An 18,790-nucleotide genomic window follows, 5' to 3' on the forward strand; every position below is an offset into this window, starting at 1 on the left:
GACCCGGTCGATCGGCTCAGGTACGCTGGTCGGGTTGCATCGCCACCGCGCGGGCGCCTCCGGGTGCCGCCGGGTCAGGCGTTCGCAGCCCGCCCAGCACCCGGCGCCCGATCGGTCGTGCGCGCCGGGCAGACAGCTGGACACGAAGAAGCTAACGAGGAGTCAGTGGTGTACGCAGTGGTGAAGGCCGGTGGCAGCCAGCACAAGGTGGCCGTGGGCGACACGTTCACGATCAACCGCCTGGCGGGTGCGGCCGGCGACAGCGTCGCCCTGCCGGCGATCCTCCTGGTCGCGACGGCGACACCGTCACCAGCGACGCCGCGGCCCTGGCCAAGGTGACCGTGACCGGCGAGATCGTCGAGCACGGCAAGGGTCCGAAGATCCGCATCCACAAGTTCAAGAACAAGACCGGCTACCACAAGCGGCAGGGGCACCGTCAGCCCCTGACCAGCGTCGTGGTCCGCGACATCTCGAAGGGCTGACCTCGACATGGCACACAAGAAGGGCGCATCGTCGTCCCGCAACGGTCGCGACTCGAACGCCCAGCGCCTCGGCGTGAAGCGCTTCGGTGGCCAGGTCGTCAAGGCCGGCGAGATCATCGTCCGCCAGCGCGGCACCCACTTCCACCCGGGTCTCGGCGTCGGCCGCGGCAGCGACGACACGCTGTTCGCGCTCGCCCCCGGTGCGGTCACCTTCGGCACCCGCCGCGGCCGCAAGACGATCTCCATCAGCGCCGTCGAGGCCTGAGCACGCTCCCTGCTCCGGCAGGGCGGGCCCCTCGGGCCCAGCACATTCGTGTCGCCACGAGCGCACGGGCGACCTGCCCGTGCGCTCGTGGCGCTAGCAGGTAGGAGGCGGTGCGGGTATGGCCGCTTTCGTCGACCGGGTGGTCGTGCACGTGGCGGCCGGCAACGGCGGGCACGGCGTCGCCTCGATCCACCGCGAGAAGTTCAAGCCCCTCGGCGGGCCCGACGGCGGCAACGGCGGTGACGGCGGCGACGTCGTCCTCGAGGTCGATCCCAACGTGCACACGCTGCTGGACTTCCACCACCGCCCGCACCAGAAGGCCGGCAACGGCCGCCCGGGCGAGGGCAGCAACCGGCACGGCGGCAAGGGCGAGGACCGCGTCCTGCGGGTCCCGGCCGGCACGGTCGTCAGCGCCCCGGACGGCCGCGTGGTCGCCGACCTCGTCGGCGCCGGCACCCGCGTGGTGCTCGCCAAGGGCGGCCGGGGCGGGCTCGGCAACGCCGCGCTGGCCAACTCCCGGCGCAAGGCGCCCGGCTTCGCGCTGCTCGGTGAGCCCGGCGAGGCGTTCGACGCCGTCATCGAGCTCAAGAGCATCGCCGACGTCGGCCTGGTCGGGTTCCCGTCGGCGGGCAAGTCCTCGCTGATCGCGGCGATGTCCGCGGCCCGGCCGAAGATCGCCGACTACCCGTTCACCACGCTGGTGCCCAACCTCGGCGTGATCCGCTCCGGCGACACCGTCTACACGATGGCCGACGTCCCGGGCCTGATCCCGGGCGCCTCCACCGGCAAGGGCCTCGGCGTGCAGTTCCTCCGCCACGTCGAGCGCTGCGCCGTGCTCGTGCACGTCGTCGACATGGCCACGATGGAGCCCGGGCGCGACCCGGAGAGCGACATCGAGGCGCTCGAGCACGAGCTGGCGGAATACGGCGGCGATGAGCTCGACCTCGTCGGCCGGCTGCAGATCGCCGTCCTCAACAAGATCGACGTCCCGGACGCCCGTGAGCTGGTCGACCTGGTCCGCGCGACCCTCGAGGCGCGCGGCCTGGCCGTCTACCCGGTGAGCGCCGCGACCGGCGAGGGGCTCAAGGAGTTCGGCTTCGCCCTCGCCGCCGCCGTCGAGCAGCACCGCGCCAGCCTGCCGCCCATGGAGCCCGCGCGGGTCACGGTGACCCCCAGGGCGGTGGACGACTCCGGGTTCACCGTGGAGCGCGACACCGAGTTCGACACCGGCGGCTTCCTCGTGCACGGCGTCCGGCCCGAGCGCTGGGTGCGCCAGACCGACTTCAGCAACGACGAGGCCGTCGGCTTCCTCGCCGACCGGCTCAACCGGCTCGGCGTGGAGGACGCGCTGGCCAAGGCCGGTGCGGTCGCCGGGGACGCGGTCACCATCGGCGGGGTCACCTTCGACTGGGAGCCCTCGCTGCCGGCCGGCACGCTCACCGTCGAGGAGTCCGCGGGCCTCGGGGGCCGCGGCACCGACAGCCGCATCGACGCCCCGCACCGCGTGCGGGCCGAGGAGCGGCTGGCCGCCAAGCGCGCCCGCCGCGTCCCGTACGAGCTCAGCGAGTCGGGGTGGACCGAGGACGACCTGCCGGAGGACCTGCCGTGACCGCTCGACCCGAGATCAGCGGCGCCCGCCGGGTCGTGGTCAAGGTCGGCTCCTCCTCGCTCACCACGCTGCCCGGCGGCCTGGACACCGAGCGGCTGACCGCGCTGGTGGACGTCCTCGGCGCGGCGCGTGCCGCCGGCCGCGAGGTCGTGCTGGTCTCGTCGGGGGCGATCGCCGCCGGGCTGGCACCGCTCGGGCTGGACGGCCGGCCGCGGGACCTCGCCACCGCGCAGGCCGCCGCCAGCGTCGGCCAGCTGCGCCTGGTGCAGACCTACGCCGACGCCTTCGCCGCGCACGGCGTCACCGTCGGCCAGGTGCTGCTCACCGCCGACGACCTCACCCGGCGCGGGCACTACCGCAACGCGCGCCGGACCGTGGAGCGGCTGCTGACCCTCGGCGTGCTGCCGGTCGTCAACGAGAACGACACGGTCGCCACCGAGGAGATCCGCTTCGGCGACAACGACCGGCTCGCCGCGCTCGTGGCGCACGTCGCGCAGGCCGATGCCCTCGTGCTGCTCTCCGACGTCGACGGCGTCTACGACGGCGACCCCCGCTCCGGCCCGGCCTCGCTGGTGGACACCGTGCGCGACCCCGCGGACCTCGCCGCCGTCACCCTCGGCACCGCCCGCCGCAACGGCGTGGGCACCGGCGGCATGGCGACCAAGGTGGAGGCGGCCTTCATCGCCGCGCACGCCGGGGTCCCCGTCGTCGTCACCTCCACGCCCCAGGCCGGCGCGGCGCTGGCCGGCGAGCAGGTCGGCACGCTCTTCCAGCCGATGGGCCGGCGGCCCAGCGCCCGCCAGTTCTGGCTGCGCTATGCCAGCCGCCCGCGCGGCCGGCTGACCCTGGACGACGGCGCGGTGGAGGCCGTCCGCGAGCGGCACGCCTCGCTGCTCGCCGCCGGCATCACGGCGGTGTCGGGGGAGTTCGTCGCCGACGACCCGGTCGAGCTGATCGGCCTCGACGGCACCGTCGTCGCCCGCGGGCTGGTCGCCTACGACGCCTCGGAGCTGCCCCGGCTGCTCGGCCACAAGACCGGCGACCTGCCACCGGAGTACCGCCGCGAGGTCGTGCACCGCGACGAGATGGTGCTGGTCCGCCGCCGTCCCTGAGCCCGGGACCGGCCCGCCCGGCCCGGCTGAGAGACTGCCGGGGTGACGATCCGCCCCATCCGCGAGTTCGGTGACCCGGTCCTGCGCACCCCGTCCGACGAGGTGACCGACTTCGACGGCTGGCTGGCCGCGCTGGTGCGCGACCTGGAGGAGACCGTGGACAACCCCGGCCGCGCCGGGGTGGCCGCACCGCAGATCGGTGTCAACGTCCGCGCGTTCTCCTACAACGTCGACGGCGTGATCGGGCACATGGTCAACCCGGTGATCGTCGAGCGCTCCGACGAGATCCAGGACGGCGACGAGGGCTGCCTGTCGGTGCCCGGCATCTGGGCGCCGACCGTGCGGGCGCTGCGCTGCGTCGCCGAGGGCTTCGACGTCACCGGCAAGCCGCTGCGGATCGAGGGCGAGGGGCTGATGGCCCGCGCCCTCCAGCACGAGGTCGACCACCTCGACGGGAAGCTCTTCCTCGACCGGCTCACCGGCGACGCCCGGAAGTCCGCGCTGCGGGCGCTGCGCGAGCGCTGAGCGGCCGCGGGGTCAGCCCGCGCAGTCGGCGCAGGTGCCGAACAGCTCCATCCGGTGGCCGACGTCGGCGAACCCGTGCTCGGCGGCCACCTTGCGGGCCCAGCGCTCCACCGGCGGGTCGCTGATCTCCACCGCGCGGCCGCACACGCGGCACACCAGGTGGTGGTGGTGCACCGTCGAGCAGCGGCGGTAGGAGGCCTCGCCGTCGTCGCCGCGCAGGACGTCGACCCGGCCGTCCTCGACCAGGCACTGCAGGCCGCGGTAGACCGTGGCCAGCCCGACCCGCTCGCCGCGCTCGGCCAGCAGGCCGTGCAGCTCCTGCGCGCTGCGGAAGCCGTCGAGCTCCTCGAGCAGCGCCAGCAGAGCGCTGCGCTGGCGGGTGGCCGGCCGGGAGGAGGGGGCGTTCACCGGGCGCTCCCGGGCGGCGTGGCGGCGGGGTGCTCGTGGGCGTCCCCGTGCTCGTCGTAGTGCACGCCCGTGCCGGTCCGGTGCGGTGCGTGCCGGTGGCCGTCGTGGTCGTAGTCGACGTGGTCGTCGTGGGGGACCGGCGGGTGGCCGCACCCCTCGCCGTGCTCGTGCGGGTGCGCGGCGTGCACGTCGGCGCGGCGGCGGTGCCGGCGCCGGGCGGTCGCATCGCGCACCGCCACGGCCACCGAGACGACGAGGAACAGCGCGATCGCCAGCAGCACGATCGTGCCGCCCGACGGGGTGCCCGTGTAGTACGACGTCGCCGTGCCGGAGAGGCTGACCAGCAGGCCGATGGCGCAGGCGAGGAACACCGTCTGCCGGAAGCTGCGGGCGACCAGCTGGGCCACCGCGCACGGCACGATCATCAGCGCGCTGATCAGCAGCAGGCCGACCACGCGCATGGAGAGCACGACGGTGGAGGCCACCAGGGCGGCCAGCACGACGTTGAGGGCGAGGACCGGCAGGCCGACGGCGCGGGCGTACTCCTCGTCGTCGCTGACCGCGTAGAGCCGCTGCCCGAGCAGCCCGACCACGGCGAGCACGACGACGGCGATCGCGGCGAACACCGCCACGTCGGAGCTGCTGGTGGTGGTGATCGCGCCGAACAGGTAGGCGTCGAGGTTGGTCGCCTGCCCGCGGGGCGCGAGGCTCAGCAGCACCACGCCGCCGGCGATCCCGCCGTAGAACAGGACGGCGAGGGCGACGTCGCCGCTGGTCCGGCCGCGGGCGCGGACCAGCTCGATGAGCACCGCTCCGAGGACGGCCGCGACCAGCGCGGTGCCCACCGGGGCGGTCGAGGTGAGGACGCCGACGGCGACGCCGGTGAGCGCGACGTGGCCCAGGCCGTCGCCGAGCAGCGACAGCCGGCGCTGCACCAGGAAGATCCCCACGGCGGGGGCGACGAGCCCGACCATCAGCGAGGCCAGCAGCGCGCGCTGCATGAAGGAGTAGTCGAGGATCTCCACGTCAGGCTCCTGCGGTGCGGGGTCGGTTCGGCGGAGCGGTGACCGTCGGCTGGTCGAGCCGGTAGCCGGGCCGGCCGGCGGGGCGGCCGGTGTCCTCGCCGTGGTGGTGGCCGCCGCCGGGCTCGGCCGCGGCGCCGGCCAGCGGGCCGTCGTAGGTGATCAGGCCGGACTCGACGACGACGGCGCGGTGCAGCACCCCGGCCAGCGGTCCCGCCTCGTGCGTGACCACCAGCAACGTCGTCCCGGCGGCGGAGACGCGGGCCAGCACGCCGGCGAGCGCGTCCTGGCTGGCGGCGTCCACCCCGGCGGTCGGCTCGTCCATGATCAGCAGCTCCGGTTCGGCGGCGAGCGCGCGGGCGACGAGCACCCGCCGCTGCTGGCCGCCGGACAGCGACGCGACCGGGTCCTCCATGCGGTCGGTCATGCCGACGGCGTCCACCGCGTCGGCGACGGCGCGGCGGTCGACCGCGCCCAGCCGGCGGAACAGGCCCAGCCGGGCGAGCCGGCCCACCGAGACCACCTCGCGCACCGTCGCCGGTGCGGTGCCGCTGACCGTGTGCCGCTGCGGCACGTAGCCGACCCGGCCGCGCTCGTGCAGCCGGCCGACCGGGGCGCCGAGGACGGTGACCTCCCCGGCGAGCACGGTGGCCAGCCCGAGCAGGCCGCGGGCGAGCGTCGTCTTGCCGGAGCCGTTGGAGCCCAGGACCGCCACGGCCTCGCCGGCGTCGACGGTCAGGTCGACGCCGCGGACGATCGGCACCTCGCCGTAGCCGATGCTCGCCGCGCGCAGCTGGATGGCGGGTCCACCGGTCACGAGCAGGACTGCCCGTCGCGCAGCGTGGCCAGGTTCGACCGCATGACCTCGAAGGTAGTCCTCGCCGGCGGAGTCGTCGCTCAGCCCCTCGACCGGATCGAGGACGGCGGTGCGGGCACCGGCCTCCGACGCCACCGTCTCGGCCACGGCCGGGTCGACCAGCGCCTCGGTGTAGACCGTGGTCACACCCCGCTCGGAGACGAGCCGGGAGATGGTGGCCAGCTGCGCAGGCGAGGGCTCCGCCGACGGGCTCAGCCCGTTGATGCCGACCACCTCGAGACCGTAGCGCTCGGCGAGGTAGCCGAAGGCGTCGTGCGCGGTGACCACGGTGCTCACCGCGCAGTCGGCCAGGCCGGCGCGCAGCTCGTCGTCGAGCGCCTCGAGGTCCGCGCGCAGCGCCGCCGCGTTGGTGGTGAAGGTGTCCGCGCCCTCGGGGTCGAGCTCGGTCAGCCGGTCGGCCAGGGCGTCGGCGACGTCGGCCAGCCGGGCGGGGTCCAGCCAGAAGTGCGGGTCGACGACGTCGTCGCCGTGGTCGTGGCCGTGGTCCTCGCCGTCCTCGTGCCCGGCGTCCTCCTCGGCGTCGTGCTCGGCGTCGTGCTCGTCGTCGTGGGCGTCGCCGGTCAGCAGGTCGGCGGCGTCCCCGGCGTCCCAGGTGTGGTCGCCGCCGGCGGTCTCGGCGGCCTCGTCCAGCGCGGGCTGGAATCCGGCCAGGTAGACCAGCAGGTCGGCGTCCTCGACGGCGGCGACGTCGCGCGGGGTGAGCTCGAGGTCGTGCGGCTCGCCCCCGGGCGGCGTGAGCGCCTCGACCGAGACGCGGTCCCCGCCGACCCGCTCGGCCGCCCACTCGAGGGGGTAGAAGCCGGCGAGCACCTGCACGCCGTCGTCGGTCGCGGCGTCGTCGCTCCCGCAGCCGGTGGTGATCGCCAGCACGGCGGTGGTGAGCGCGACGCCGGCCCAGCGGGACCTTCTCGTGAACATGAGAACCATTCTCACATGGCGGCCGTGCGTGCGGCTCGCGCAGGGGCTCGGGCGGGCACGCGTAGTCTCGCGGACGTGTTCGACGTCACGGAGCTGCCGCTGATCGGCGCTGCCGCGCTGCGTGCCCGGTCGGCGGCGCGCGTGCTGCGCACCCTGCCCACCGACGCCAAGGACGCCGCGCTGACCGCGATGGCCGAGGCGCTGGTGGAGCGGACCGAGGAGATCCTCGCCGCGAACGCCACCGACGTGGCCGCCGCGCGCGCCGACGGCACGCCCGAGTCGACCGTCGACCGGCTGCGCCTGGACGCCGACCGGATCGCCGGTGTGGCGGCCGCGCTGCGCCAGCTCGTCGCGCTGCCCGACCCGGTCGGCGACGTCGTCCGCGGGTCGCGGCTGGCCAACGGGCTGGAGCTGCGCCAGGTGCGGGTGCCCCTCGGCGTCGTCGGCATCGTCTACGAGGCGCGGCCCAACGTGACCGTGGACGCCGCCGGCCTGTGCCTGAAGAGCGGCAACGCCGCCCTGCTGCGCGGCTCGGCCTCGGCCTTCACCACCAACACCGCGCTGATCGCAGTGCTGACCGAGGCGGGGGAGAAGGCCGGCCTGCCGGCCGGGTTCGTGGAGCTGCTGCCCGCCGACCGCGCGTCGGTCGGCGAGCTGCTGAACGCCCGTGGTCTGGTCGACGTGGTCATCCCGCGCGGCGGCGCCTCGCTCATCCAGCGGGTCGTGCGCGAGTCCCGGGTGCCGGTCATCGAGACCGGCGAGGGCAACTGCCACGTCTACGTGGACGCCTCCGCCGACCCCGCGATCGCCGAGGCCGTCGTCCTCAACTCCAAGACCCACCGGGTGAGCGTGTGCAACTCGGCGGAGACGCTGCTGGTGCACCGCGACTTCCCGCACCTGCGCCGGCTGCTGGGCGCCCTGACCGACGCCGGGGTGACGGTGCACGGCGACCCCGCCGTCCTCGAGGCCGTCGGCGCCGGCGCGCCCGCCGTCCTGCCTGCCACCGACGAGGACTGGGCCGCGGAGTACCTGTCGATGGACATGGCGGTGCGCGTGGTCGACGACCTGCCGCAGGCTCTGGAGCACATCGCGCGCTGGACCACCGGGCACACCGAGGCGATCGTGGCCGACTCGGCGGGCGCCATCGCCGCCTTCACCGCCGGCGTCGACGCCGCCGCGGTGCTCGTCAACGCCTCCACCCGGTTCACCGACGGGGGAGAGTTCGGATTCGGCGCCGAGATCGGCATCTCGACGCAGAAGTTGCACGCCCGTGGCCCGCTCGGCCTGCCCGAGCTGACCTCGACCACCTACGTCGTCACCGGCCGAGGCCACATCCGCTGAGCGGTCCGTCCGGCCCGCGCCACCACGCCGGCCCACCCCCACCACCCGTAGGAGCTGTCTTGCCCCGTCCGCCGTCGCAGTCCCCGCACTTCTCCTCGGTCACCGACGTGTCCAAGCGGCTGAGCGAAGCGGGCTACCTGCCCGACGCCCAGATCGCCACCACGGTGTTCCTCGCCGACCGGCTCGGCAAGCCGCTGCTGGTCGAGGGGCCCGCGGGCACCGGCAAGACCGAGCTGGCCAAGGCGCTGGCCGCCGCGACGGAGTCGGACCTGATCCGGCTGCAGTGCTACGAGGGCCTGGACGAGGCCCGCGCGCTCTACGAGTGGAACTACAAGAAGCAGCTGCTGCGGATCCAGGCCTCGCAGGCCGAGGGCGGCGCGGACTGGGACACCGTCCACGACGACATCTTCGGTGACGAGTTCCTGCTCTCCCGCCCGCTGCTCACCGCCATCCGGCGCACCGACCCGACCGTGCTGCTCATCGACGAGACCGACAAGGCCGACGTCGAGGTCGAGGGCCTGCTGCTGGAGGTCCTGTCGGACTTCCAGGTGACCATCCCCGAGCTCGGCACGATCACCGCCACCCGCCGGCCGATGGTCATCCTGACCTCCAACGCCACCCGCGAGCTCTCCGAGGCGCTCAAGCGCCGCTGCCTCTACCTCGCCCTGGACTACCCCTCGGCCGACCGCGAGCGCGAGATCGTGCTGTCGCGGGTGCCCGACCTGGCGCCGGGGCTGGCCGACCAGCTGGTCAAGACCGTGCGGGCGCTGCGCGCGCTGGAGCTCAAGAAGTCGCCGTCGATCTCCGAGACGCTGGACTGGGCGCAGACCCTGCTGGAGCTGGGCCTGGACACCCTCGACGAGGGGGCCATGGCCTCGACCCTCGGGGTGGTGCTCAAGCACGCCAGTGACCAGGAGCGCGCCGCCGCCGAGCTCCGGCTGAACTGATGAGCGCCCCGGTGAGCCGCTCGCAGGAGCTCGGCGGGCTGGCCGGGCACCTCGACGGGTTCGTGCGCGCGGTGCGTGCGGCCGGTATCCCCGTCGGCATCAGCCAGGCCGTCGACGCCGCGGAGATCCTCACCGTGGTGGACCTGCTCGACCGCGAGCAGCTGCGGCACGGGCTGGCGGCGGTGCTGCTGCAGCGCGGCGCCCAGCGCCCGGCCTACGACGTCCTGTTCGACCTGTGGTGGCCGCTGTCGGACCGGCCGACGGCCTCGGACTCCGAGGAGTCGGAGGAGGGGGACGGCGAGCCGGGTGAGCCGCAGCAGGGCGGTCCGCGTCGGGACGACGCCGCGCTGGCCAAGGCGATGCGGGACCAGCTGTTCCAGTTGCTGCTCGAGGGCGACGAGGACGCGATCCGCCGCTTCGCCCGGCTGGCCGTGGACCGGCTCGGCAGCGGGCAGCCCAGCCCGACCGGGCAGTCGTACTTCAGCTACCGGGTCATGCGGGCGCTGTCGCCGGACACCCTCGTCGCGCAGCTGCTGGCCGGGCTGCTCGCCGAGGGCGACCGGGGCGGGCTCAACGAGCAGGTGGCCCGCCAGACGGTGCGCGAGCGGGTGGACGCGTTCAAGAACGCCGTCGAGACCGAGGTGCGGCGGCGGACGGCGGACGAGAAGGGCCGCGACCGCGTCGCCAAGAACGCGGTGCGCCCGCTGGCCGACCAGATCGACTTCCTGCGGGCGCAGTCCACCGACCTCGCCGAGCTGCGGCGGACGGTCGCGCCCCTGGCGCGCCGGCTCGCGGTGCGGCTCTCCGCCCGCCGCAAGATCGGGCGCCAGGGCCGGCTGGACTTCCGCAAGACGGTGCGGGCCTCGCTCGGCACCGGGGGTGTGCCGGTGGTGACCCACCACCGGCCGCGCAAGGTGCACAAGCCCGAGCTGGTCGTGCTTTGCGACGTCAGCGGCTCGGTGGCCGGGTTCAGCCACTTCACGCTGATGCTCACCCAGGCGCTGCGGGAGCACTTCACCGGCGTGCGCGCGTTCGCCTTCGTCGACTCGACCGACGAGGTCACCCGGTTCTTCAGCCCGGGGGCCGACGTCGCCGACGCGGTGCGGCGGATCGGGCAGGAGGCGAAGGTGGTGGCCTTCGACGGGCACAGCGACTACGGGACGGCGTTCGAGGTGTTCGCCGACAAGTACGCCTCGGCGATCGGGCCGAAGACTTCGCTGCTCGTGCTGGGCGACGCCCGGACGAACTACCGGCCGGCCGCGGTGCCGCTGCTGGCCAGCATGGTGCGCCGGTCCCGCTCGGCGCACTGGCTCAACCCGGAGCCGCAGCGGCAGTGGGGGAGCGGGGACTCCGCCGCCGACCGCTACGGCGAGGTCATCGACATGGTGGAGTGCCGCAACGCCGCCCAGCTGGCGGACTTCATCACCACGCTCTGACCTCCTGCACCACGCCCGACCTGCTTCACGCTCGACCCTGCACCACGCGACGGCCGCCGGCGGTCGGACCCGGCACCCGCCCGGTCCGGCCGCCGCTCCGCGTCGAGCAGTCGATCCGCCGACGTGGCGCCTCGTCGACGTGCCGCCGCGTCGACGTGGCGCCTCGTCGATCTGTCGACGTGTCGACCCGACGGTGGATCGACTCCGGTGCGCCGACCCGGTGCGCGGCTGTGCACGTGGGCCCGGCGCGCGCGTGGGCGCAGCAGTTTGTCTGTACCCGTGCGTAACCCCCGGGCGCGGCGGCCGTTGGTCAGGGCGGTGCCGGTGCTCCCGAGGGCCGGCACCGCTCGACCGCGGTAGGGCGGAGACGCCCGCGACCGGCTGCACGGGGGAGCCGGTCGCCGCGGGGCGGAGCGCTCTCCGGCCGGCGCGGAGCGGGCGCGCCCGGGCCGCTCGTCCGGGGGAGCCCGACCGGTGCGGGCACGGCCCGTTCCGGCGCTCCCGGATACGCTCGGTCGGTGACAGGCGGGCGGATCGGTGTGATGGGTGGGACGTTCGACCCCATCCACCACGGGCACCTCGTGGCGGCGAGCGAGGTCGCCGGGCTCTTCGGGCTCGACGAGGTCGTCTTCGTGCCGACCGGCCAGCCCTGGCAGAAGAGCGACCGGCAGGTGAGCCCGGCCGAGGACCGCTATCTCATGACGGTCATCGCCACCGCGTCCAACCCGCGCTTCTCGGTGAGCCGGGTCGACATCGACCGCGGCGGCCCGACCTACACGATCGACACGCTCGTCGACCTGCGTGCCCAGCGGCCGGACGCCGAGCTGTTCTTCATCACCGGCGCCGACGCCCTCGCCCAGATCATGACCTGGCGCGACGGGGACCGGTGCTTCGACCTCGCGCACTTCATCGGCGTGACCCGGCCCGGCTACACCCTCGCCGACCTGGACCTGCCCGACGGGCGGGTCAGCCTGGTCGAGATCCCGGCGCTGGCCATCAGCTCGAGCGACTGCCGCGGGCGCGTCGCCCGCGGGATGCCGGTCTGGTACCTGGTGCCCGACGGCGTCGTCCAGTACATCGAGAAGCGGGGTCTCTACCGGGAGGGCACGCGTCGTCGCCCGCCGGCCGCGGTCACCGGCGGCGAGCAGGCCGGCCCGGCCGGGCCCCCGGTGGGCGACCGGCCCTCGTACGACCGACCGCCGGCCGGCTCGGCTGCTCCGCACGACCCCACCACTTCACCCACGTTCCAGGAGGTACCCCGATGACCGCCTCGGCCGAGGCGCGGGACACCGCGCAGCTCGCCGCTCAGGCGGCCGCCGACAAGCTCGCCACCGACGTCTCGATCGTCGACGTCAGCGAGCGGTTGGCGATCACCGATGCGTTCGTCCTCGCATCCGCGCCCAACGAGCGCCAGGTGCAGGCGATCGTGGACGCGGTCGAGGAGCGCCTCCGCGAGCACGGCATCAAGCCGGTGCGCCGCGAGGGCATGACCGAGAACCGCTGGGTGCTGCTCGACTTCGTCGACGTCGTGGTCCACGTCCAGCACGCCGAGGAGCGCGCCTACTACGCCCTCGAGCGGCTGTGGAAGGACTGCCCGACGATCCCGTTCGTCGACAGCGCCCTGCCGGCGCAGGCGGCGGCCGAGCCGTCAGCCGCAGCGGACGGGGCGTCTGCGGCGGAGGGCGAGCCGGCGACCCCGGAGGACGCGGCACCCGCCGAGGACGACGCCGACCGGTGAGCTCCGACGCGCCCCTCGCCCTGCCCGTCCGCCGGCTGATCCTCTGGCGGCACGGACGGACCGAGTGGAACGCCGCAGGACGCTTCCAGGGCCGGATGGACCCGCCGCTGGACGAGGTCGGTCGGCGGCAGGCCGTCGAGGCCGCGCCGCACCTCGCAGCCGCCGGGCGGCTGTCCGCCGACACGCTCGTGGTGTCGAGCGACCTGGACCGGGCTGCCGACACCGCCGCCGCGCTGACCCGTCTGCTGGGCGTGCAGCTCCGGCTGGACCCCCGGCTGCAGGAGCACGGCATGGGCTCGTGGGAGGGGCTCACGCGGGACGAGGTGGCCGAGCGGTACCCCGACCAGTTCGCGGACTGGCTGGCCGGCCGCCCGGTCCTCGGCCGCGGAGGCGAGGAGCCCGAGGAGGTCGCCGAGCGCGCTCTCGCCGCGCTGGCGGACCTGCCCCCGGCACCGGTCGCGGTCGTGGTGACGCACGGCGGCACCAGCGGCCGGCTCATCGAGCGGCTCCTGGGGCTCGGGTCGGGGCAGCGCCGGGTGTTCGGGCCGCTGGGCAACTGCGCCTGGAGCGAGCTGCGCGAGCAGTCCGGCTCCTGGCGGCTCATGCACCACAACGCATCGGCCCCGGCCCCGCTCGCGGCAGGCCCCGAGGGCGTGCCCGCGCGGGCCGACGGCAACCCCGAGGACGGCGCCGCGGGGCCGGTCGGGGACGCGGATGCGGTCGTCTGACCGGTTCTCCACGGGCGGGCGATAACCTTCGCCGCGTGCCCGTTGCCGTCGTGACCGATTCGACGGCGTACCTCCCGGCGGAGCTGCTCGAGCGGTACCGCATCGAGGTCGTCCCGCTGTACGTCGTCCTCGCGGGTCGCTCTGGGACCGAGGGCGGCTCGGTGGGGCCCGACGACGTGGCGCGGGTGCTCGGCACCCGCGGTGGACGGGTCTCCACCTCGCGCCCCACCCCCGGGGACTTCGTCGCGGCCTACCGGCGGCTGCTCGACGCGGGGGCGGACCGGCTGGTGTCCATCCACCTCTCCGCCGAGCTGTCGGGCACGTGGGACGCCGCCCGCCTGGCCGCCTCGCAGGTCGGCGAGCACGTCGTGACCGTCGTCGACAGCCGGTCGGCCGCCATGGGCAACGGCTTCGCCGTGCTGGCCGCCGCCCGCGCCGCGGACGCGGGTGCCGACGCCGCCGAGGTGGCCGAGACGGCCCGGCGCACGGCCGCGGCGACCCGGACCTTCTTCGTGGTCGACACCCTCGAGCACCTGCGTCGCGGCGGGCGGATCGGGCCGGCGGCCGCCCTCCTCGGTTCCGCGCTCGCCGTCAAGCCGGTGCTCCACGTGGAGGACGGGCGGGTGGTCCCGCTGGAGAAGGTGCGCACGTCCGCGCGCGCCCTGCACCGGCTGGTGCAGCGAGTCGTCGAGGTGGTGGACGGCCAGCCCGCCGCGCTCGCGGTGCACCACCTCGCGGCGCCGGAGCGGGCGGAGCGGCTGGCCGCCGAGCTGCGCGAGCACGTGCCGACGGCGCACGAACTGCACGTCAGCGAACTCGGCGCCGCCATCGGCGCGCACGTGGGCCCCGGGGCGGTCGGTGTCGTCGTCGCGCCGGCGCCGGAGGACCCCACCGAGCTGCAGGACGGCCGGGAGCAGGACGACCCGGAGCAGGGCGCCGACGGGTGACCGCCGTCGGGGTCGGGGGCCAGGAGCGCTGAGCGGTGGCATGCGCGCACCCTGCCCCGGACGGCCGACCCGGCGCCGGCTGACGTCCACAGGCCGGCCCTCCGTCCACAGGTTCCGCAGACGGCCCCCGCGCGCCGGGCGGGCTGCCTAGCGTCCGCGGGGTGCGCCAGACCTCCCGCCGTCCCGACGACGCCGACGTCATCCGTGCCCGGCTCCGCGCCCTGCTCGACGACGGGTTCCGCGGCGGGTGGGTTCCCGAGGAGGAGGACGAGGAGGACCGGCACGAGGCCGACCGACCGGCGCGACCGCCGGTCGCGTCGCCCGACGGGCCGGACCGCCAGGTGCCGTCGGGGCTGGGCCGGCACCGGGCGCCCGGGCCCGCGGTGCGGTGGAACCCCGGCCGGCCCGGTGCCCGCGCACTCTGGATCGCGGGCCTCCTCACCGGCCTGCTGGTCGTCGCCGGTACGTGGCTGGACCGCCCCCGCGTGGAGCCCGTGCCGCCGGTCCGGGCCGGCAGCGCGGCGACGACCGCACCCGTGCCCGCCCCCGAGGTGGGTGAGGTCGCCGGGACCGCGGCTCCCGTCGTCGTCGCGGTCGTGGGCCTGGTCGGCCGCCCGGGCCTGGTCACCCTGCCCACGGGCGCTCGGGTGGCCGACGCCGTGGAGGCGGCCGGGGGCCTGCTGCCGGGCACCGACCCGGCCGCGGTGAACCTCGCGGCCCTCGTCAGCGACGGGCAGCAGATCGCGGTGGGCGTGCCCCCGGCAGCGGGGGCGCCCCCGGCGAGCGCCGGAGGCGCAGGCGCCGGGCTGGTGGACCTGAACACCGCGACCGTTCAGGACCTCGACGCGCTCCCCGGGATCGGTCCCGTCCTCGCCCAGCGGATCGTCGAGCACCGGAGCAGCCAGGGGCCGTTCCGCAGCGTCGACCAGCTGGACGACGTCCCGGGCATCGGACCGGCGATCGCGGCGGAGCTGGTCGAACTGGTGACCGTGTGACCGCGCCCGGGCAGCAGCGGAGCGATCGCGCAGAGGGCCGCTGGCAGTGGACGGACCTGCGTCTGGTGCCCGCGGCCGGCGCCGTGTGGGCGGTCAGCCTGGCAGCGCCGCACCTGGCTCCCGCGCTGCTGGCCGGGGTGTCGGTCGCCGCGGTGGCCGCGGCGTGGAAGGCCCGCGACCACCGGAGCGCGGGAGCCACCGTGCTCCTGACCGTGCTCGCCGCGCTGGCCGTGACCGGCGGGACGGCGGCCGTCCGGGGCATGGACCGCGAGTCCTCGCCCCTGCGCCTCATCGCCGACGACCGGGGCACCGTGACCGTGGACCTTCGGCTGGACGGCGATCCGCACCTGCTCACCGGCAGCGGGCGCCCCCGGGTGGTCGTCGACGCGACCGTCACGGCGCTGCACGACGGGGCGCTGGTCCGGCGGCTGGACGCGAGCGTGCTGCTCTTCGCTCCGGAGGAGGGCTGGCGGGACCTGCTCCCGGGCCGACCGGTGCGCACCGAGGCGCGGGTGGCCCCGCCGCAGTCGGGCGACGAGGTCGTCGCCGTGCTCTCCGCCCGCGGGCCACCGACGGTCCTGGGGGACACCGCCGGCTGGCAACGGGTCGCCGGCGGGCTGCGGAACGGGCTGGCCGAATCAGCGGCGCGGGTGCTCGATCCGCGACCCGCCGGGCTGCTCCCCGGTCTCGTGGTCGGCGACACCCGCGGGATGGATCCCGTCCTGGACGAGGACTTCCGGCGGGCCGGCCTCGCGCACCTGACGGCCGTCTCGGGCGCCAACGTGGCGATCACGATCGCCGCCGTGCTGTGGCCGCTGCGCCGGAGGGCCGTCGACCGCAGGGTCCAGGCCGCGGTCGGGAGCGCAGCCCTGGTCTGCTTCGTGGTCCTGGCCCGCCCGGAGCCGAGCGTGGTGCGGGCCGCCGCGATGGGCGCGGTGACGTTGCTGGCGCTGGCCTCGGGCCGGGTGCGGATGGCGGTACCGGCCCTCGCGGCGGCGGTCTGCGTGCTCCTGCTGCTCGACCCCGGCCTGGCGAGGGACCCCGGCTTCGCGCTCTCCGTGCTCGCCACCGCCGCGATCGTGCTGCTGGCACCCGGCTGGTCCCGGCGGCTCCGGGAACGGGGCTGGCCGGCACCGGTCGCCGACGCGCTCGCCGTCAGCGCCGCCGCCGGGCTCGCGACGGCGCCGCTGATCGCCGCGCTGTCCGGGACGGTGAGCCTGGTGTCCCTGCCGGCGAACCTGCTCGCCGCACCGGCCGTGGCCCCGGCGACGGTGCTCGGGCTGCTGGCCACCCTCGTGGCACCGGCGCTGCCGCCGGTCGCGGACCTCCTCGTCCGGGGAGCCGGCTGGCCCACACGGTGGCTGGTGCTGGTGGCCGAACGGGCGGCGCAGCTGCCCGACGCGGCACCCGGCTGGCCCGCGGGCCTCGAGGGCGCGGGTGCTGCTGGCGGCGATCCTGCTGGGCGGCAGCTGGGCTCTGTGGCGGTTCCGCCGCCTCCGGCCGCTGGCGCTGGCGGTCCTGCTCGGGCTGGTCGTGATCGGGTGGCCGGTCCGGCAGGCGGTCCGCGGCTGGCCGCCGCCGGGCACCGTGGTCGTCGCCTGCGACGTGGGGCAGGGCGATGCGCTGGTGCTGCCGACCGGGCCGGGGGAGGCCGTGCTCGTGGACGCGGGACCGGACGTCGCGGCCGTCGACCGGTGCCTGGACGACCTCGGCGTGGACCGGCTGCCGCTGGTCCTCCTGACGCACCTGGACGCCGACCACGTGGGCGGCCTCGCCGGCGCGTTCGGCGGTCGGGCCGTCGGGGTGGTCGCGACCGGTGTCCTCCCGCCGGCCGAGGACCGGCTGCCCGCCGTCGACGCCCTGGTGCGCCGGACCGGCGCCGAGCGGGTCCGGCTGGTGGCGGGGGAGCGGCGGACGCAGGGCGCGGTGCTGATCGAGGTGCTGGCGCCCGCGCCGGAGCGGGCGACCGCGGGCGCGGAGGCCAACGACCTCTCGCTGGTCGTGCGCGCCACCGTCCGCGGCCTGCGCGTGCTGCTGACCGGCGACCTGGGGGCGGAGGCGGAGGCCCGGTTGCGCCGCGACGGGACCGACCTGGCCGCCGACGTCCTCAAGGTGCCGCACCACGGCAGCGCGGACGCCGATCCGGCGTTCCTGGCCGCCACCGCGGCGCGGGTCGCACTGGTCTCGGTGGGCGCCGACAACACCTACGGGCACCCCGCACGGACGCTCCTCGAGACGCTCGCGCGCACCGGGATGACCGTGCACCGCACCGACCGGCAGGGCGACCTGGCCGTCGTCGGCTCGGCCGACGGGTGGGGCGTCGCCGCGCGCGGCCGCAGCCCGTGACGGCAGCCCGTGACCGCCGACCGTCGGCGGCCGGTCGTGTCGGTCCCGCGTGGCACCATGCAGGCGTGCCTGCCGCTCCCGTGCCACCGACCTCGCGGCTGCGGGTGGTGACCGGGGAGGAGGAACTGCTCCGGTCCCGCGCGGTCTCCGCGGTGCGGGCCGCGGTCGTGGCCCGCCACCCGGACGCCGAGCTGCACGAGCTCGCCGCCCTCGGGTTGCCCCCGGGCCAGCTGGCCGACGTGCTGGCGCCCTCGCTGTTCGGCGGCCACCGCCTCGTGGTCGTCACCGGTGTGCACGAGTGCGCCGCGGTGCTGGCCGAGGCCCTGACCAGCTATGCGAAGGACCCGGATCCCGAGATCACGCTGGTCATCGTCCACTCGGGCGGCAAGCGCAACGAGGCGCTGGTCAAGGCGTTCGTCGCCGCCGGCGCCGCCGTCGACGAGTGCCCGAAGATCAGCTCCGCCGGCGACCGGGCGGCGTTCGTCCGCAACGAGGTCCGCACCTTCGGTGGCCGGATCACCGGCGACGCGCTCACCGCCCTGGTCGACGCCGTCGGCAACGACCTGCGCGCGCTGTCGGCGGCCGCCAGCCAGCTGGTCTCGGACTTCGGCGGCACGATCGACGGGGACGCGGTCGCCCGGTTCCACCGCGGGCAGGCGGAGGTCACCGGCTTCACCGTCGCCGAGCGGGTGCTGGTGGGGGACCGGCAGGGCTCGATAGAGATGCTGCGCTGGGCGCTGCAGCGCGGGGTCGCGCACGTGCTCATCGCCGACGCCCTGGCCGACGGGGTGCGCACCGCGGCGCGGGTCGCCTCGCTCAGCTCCACCAACCCGGGCGAGCTGGCCCGCACGCTCAAGATGCCGCCGTGGAAGGTCAAGAAGGCGCAGGCCCAGGCGCGGGGCTGGAGCATCGACGGGCTGCAGCAGGCACTGGGCGTCGTCGCCGAGCTCAACGCCGACGTCAAGGGCGTCGCGGCCAGCGCCGACTACGCGCTGGAGAGCGCGGTCCGCCGGATCGTCGAGATCCGCGCCTCCACCGGCCGCGGCCGGGTGCCCGCCGGCCGCTGACCGCCGGCTCCACCAACGCGAACGAGC

The 18,790-nt window shown here is 75.8% G+C and carries 17 protein-coding genes and 2 pseudogenes; 16 read left to right on the top strand and 3 right to left on the bottom strand.

Features of this window, described 5'->3' with window-relative positions; all coding sequences use genetic code 11:
- Positions 1-168 precede the first annotated feature (168 nt).
- From rplU to JKP75_RS05450, 5 genes and pseudogenes are all read left to right on the top strand, one after another.
- A pseudogene (gene rplU, locus JKP75_RS23335) lies at positions 169-482 on the top strand (50S ribosomal protein L21).
- 7 nt (positions 483-489) lie between these two features.
- Positions 490-747 carry a 50S ribosomal protein L27 gene (gene rpmA, locus JKP75_RS05435; protein WP_091984959.1) on the top strand — a complete coding sequence of 86 codons (258 nt, stop codon included), beginning with the start codon at positions 490-492 and terminating at the stop codon, positions 745-747.
- A 118-nt stretch (positions 748-865) separates the two neighbouring features.
- On the top strand, positions 866-2,356 hold the full coding sequence (obgE, locus tag JKP75_RS05440; RefSeq protein ID WP_200492830.1) for a GTPase ObgE: 1,491 nt from the start codon (positions 866-868) through the stop codon (positions 2,354-2,356).
- Positions 2,353-3,468 (top strand): glutamate 5-kinase, encoded by a 1,116-nt coding sequence (gene proB / locus JKP75_RS05445; protein ID WP_200492228.1) that lies wholly within the window; start codon positions 2,353-2,355, stop codon positions 3,466-3,468. Before obgE ends, proB begins: the two co-directional genes overlap by 4 nt.
- Positions 3,469-3,510: 42 nt before the next feature.
- Complete coding sequence (locus JKP75_RS05450; protein WP_200492227.1) at positions 3,511-3,993, top strand: peptide deformylase; 483 nt, start codon at positions 3,511-3,513, stop codon at positions 3,991-3,993.
- Positions 3,994-4,005: 12 nt separating this feature from the next.
- Here JKP75_RS05450 and JKP75_RS05455 read toward each other — a convergent pair whose 3' ends face one another.
- Genes JKP75_RS05455 through JKP75_RS20605 form a run of 3 tightly spaced genes read right to left on the bottom strand, consistent with a single transcriptional unit; the run spans position 4,006 to position 7,227 of the window.
- Positions 4,006-4,401, bottom strand: a complete 396-nt coding sequence (locus JKP75_RS05455; protein ID WP_200492226.1) for a Fur family transcriptional regulator — start codon at positions 4,399-4,401, stop codon at positions 4,006-4,008.
- Entirely contained in the window at positions 4,398-5,426 is a 1,029-nt protein-coding gene (locus JKP75_RS05460) for a metal ABC transporter permease (protein ID WP_200492225.1), read from the bottom strand. Before JKP75_RS05460 ends, JKP75_RS05455 begins: the two co-directional genes overlap by 4 nt.
- A gap of 1 nt (position 5,427) precedes the next feature.
- Positions 5,428-7,227, bottom strand: a complete 1,800-nt coding sequence (locus JKP75_RS20605) for a metal ABC transporter solute-binding protein, Zn/Mn family (protein ID WP_242472790.1) — start codon at positions 7,225-7,227, stop codon at positions 5,428-5,430.
- Between the two features lie 66 nt (positions 7,228-7,293).
- Here JKP75_RS20605 and JKP75_RS05475 point away from each other — a divergent pair, with 66 nt between their 5' ends.
- The 11 genes and pseudogenes from JKP75_RS05475 (at position 7,294) to holA (ending at position 18,763) form a co-directional block, all read left to right on the top strand.
- A complete protein-coding gene (locus JKP75_RS05475) occupies positions 7,294-8,559 on the top strand; it encodes a glutamate-5-semialdehyde dehydrogenase (protein WP_309229537.1) in 1,266 nt (421 codons plus the stop codon).
- Positions 8,560-8,618: 59 nt separating this feature from the next.
- Positions 8,619-9,506, top strand: a complete 888-nt coding sequence (locus JKP75_RS05480; RefSeq protein WP_200492224.1) for a MoxR family ATPase — start codon at positions 8,619-8,621, stop codon at positions 9,504-9,506.
- A gap of 11 nt (positions 9,507-9,517) precedes the next feature.
- Positions 9,518-10,942: a VWA domain-containing protein gene (locus tag JKP75_RS05485; protein WP_309229538.1), complete on the top strand. Its 1,425-nt coding sequence runs from the start codon at positions 9,518-9,520 to the stop codon at positions 10,940-10,942.
- Positions 10,943-11,460: 518 nt separating this feature from the next.
- Complete coding sequence (gene nadD / locus JKP75_RS05490) at positions 11,461-12,207, top strand: nicotinate-nucleotide adenylyltransferase (protein WP_309229539.1); 747 nt, start codon at positions 11,461-11,463, stop codon at positions 12,205-12,207.
- Positions 12,204-12,680 (top strand): ribosome silencing factor, encoded by a 477-nt coding sequence (rsfS, locus tag JKP75_RS05495; RefSeq protein ID WP_200492222.1) that lies wholly within the window; start codon positions 12,204-12,206, stop codon positions 12,678-12,680. The genes nadD and rsfS overlap by 4 nt, the downstream gene beginning before the upstream one ends.
- Positions 12,677-13,408, top strand: coding sequence for a histidine phosphatase family protein (locus tag JKP75_RS05500; protein WP_200492221.1), 732 nt, complete (start codon positions 12,677-12,679; stop codon positions 13,406-13,408). The genes rsfS and JKP75_RS05500 overlap by 4 nt, the downstream gene beginning before the upstream one ends.
- Positions 13,409-13,443: 35 nt before the next feature.
- Positions 13,444-14,355 carry a DegV family protein gene (locus JKP75_RS05505; protein WP_200492220.1) on the top strand — a complete coding sequence of 304 codons (912 nt, stop codon included), beginning with the start codon at positions 13,444-13,446 and terminating at the stop codon, positions 14,353-14,355.
- A gap of 161 nt (positions 14,356-14,516) precedes the next feature.
- The gene (locus JKP75_RS05510; protein ID WP_200492219.1) at positions 14,517-15,350 is read left to right on the top strand and encodes a ComEA family DNA-binding protein; all 834 of its coding nucleotides are present in this window, start codon (positions 14,517-14,519) and stop codon (positions 15,348-15,350) included.
- A 710-nt stretch (positions 15,351-16,060) separates the two neighbouring features.
- Positions 16,061-16,696 (top strand): annotated as a pseudogene (locus tag JKP75_RS20610) (ComEC/Rec2 family competence protein); the annotation flags it as partial.
- Positions 16,697-16,787: 91 nt separating this feature from the next.
- A complete protein-coding gene (locus JKP75_RS20615; RefSeq protein WP_309229682.1) occupies positions 16,788-17,696 on the top strand; it encodes an MBL fold metallo-hydrolase in 909 nt (302 codons plus the stop codon).
- 65 nt (positions 17,697-17,761) lie between these two features.
- Positions 17,762-18,763, top strand: coding sequence for a DNA polymerase III subunit delta (gene holA, locus JKP75_RS20620; protein WP_309229683.1), 1,002 nt, complete (start codon positions 17,762-17,764; stop codon positions 18,761-18,763).
- Positions 18,764-18,790 lie beyond the last annotated feature (27 nt).

Origin of the sequence: Blastococcus sp. TML/M2B (assembly GCF_016612865.1) — a bacterium.
Taxonomy (GTDB): domain Bacteria; phylum Actinomycetota; class Actinomycetes; order Mycobacteriales; family Geodermatophilaceae; genus Blastococcus.

What these genes read in the sequence shown, in the direction of transcription:
- obgE (WP_200492830.1), top strand. Translation starts at nt 866, where the DNA reads ATGGCCGCTTTCGTCGACCGGGTGGTCGTGCACGTGGCGGCCGGCAAC.
- rsfS (WP_200492222.1), top strand. Translation starts at nt 12,204, where the DNA reads ATGACCGCCTCGGCCGAGGCGCGGGACACCGCGCAGCTCGCCGCTCAG.
- rpmA (WP_091984959.1), top strand. Translation starts at nt 490, where the DNA reads ATGGCACACAAGAAGGGCGCATCGTCGTCCCGCAACGGTCGCGACTCG.
- JKP75_RS20605 (WP_242472790.1), bottom strand. Translation starts at nt 7,227, where the DNA reads ATGGTTCTCATGTTCACGAGAAGGTCCCGCTGGGCCGGCGTCGCGCTC.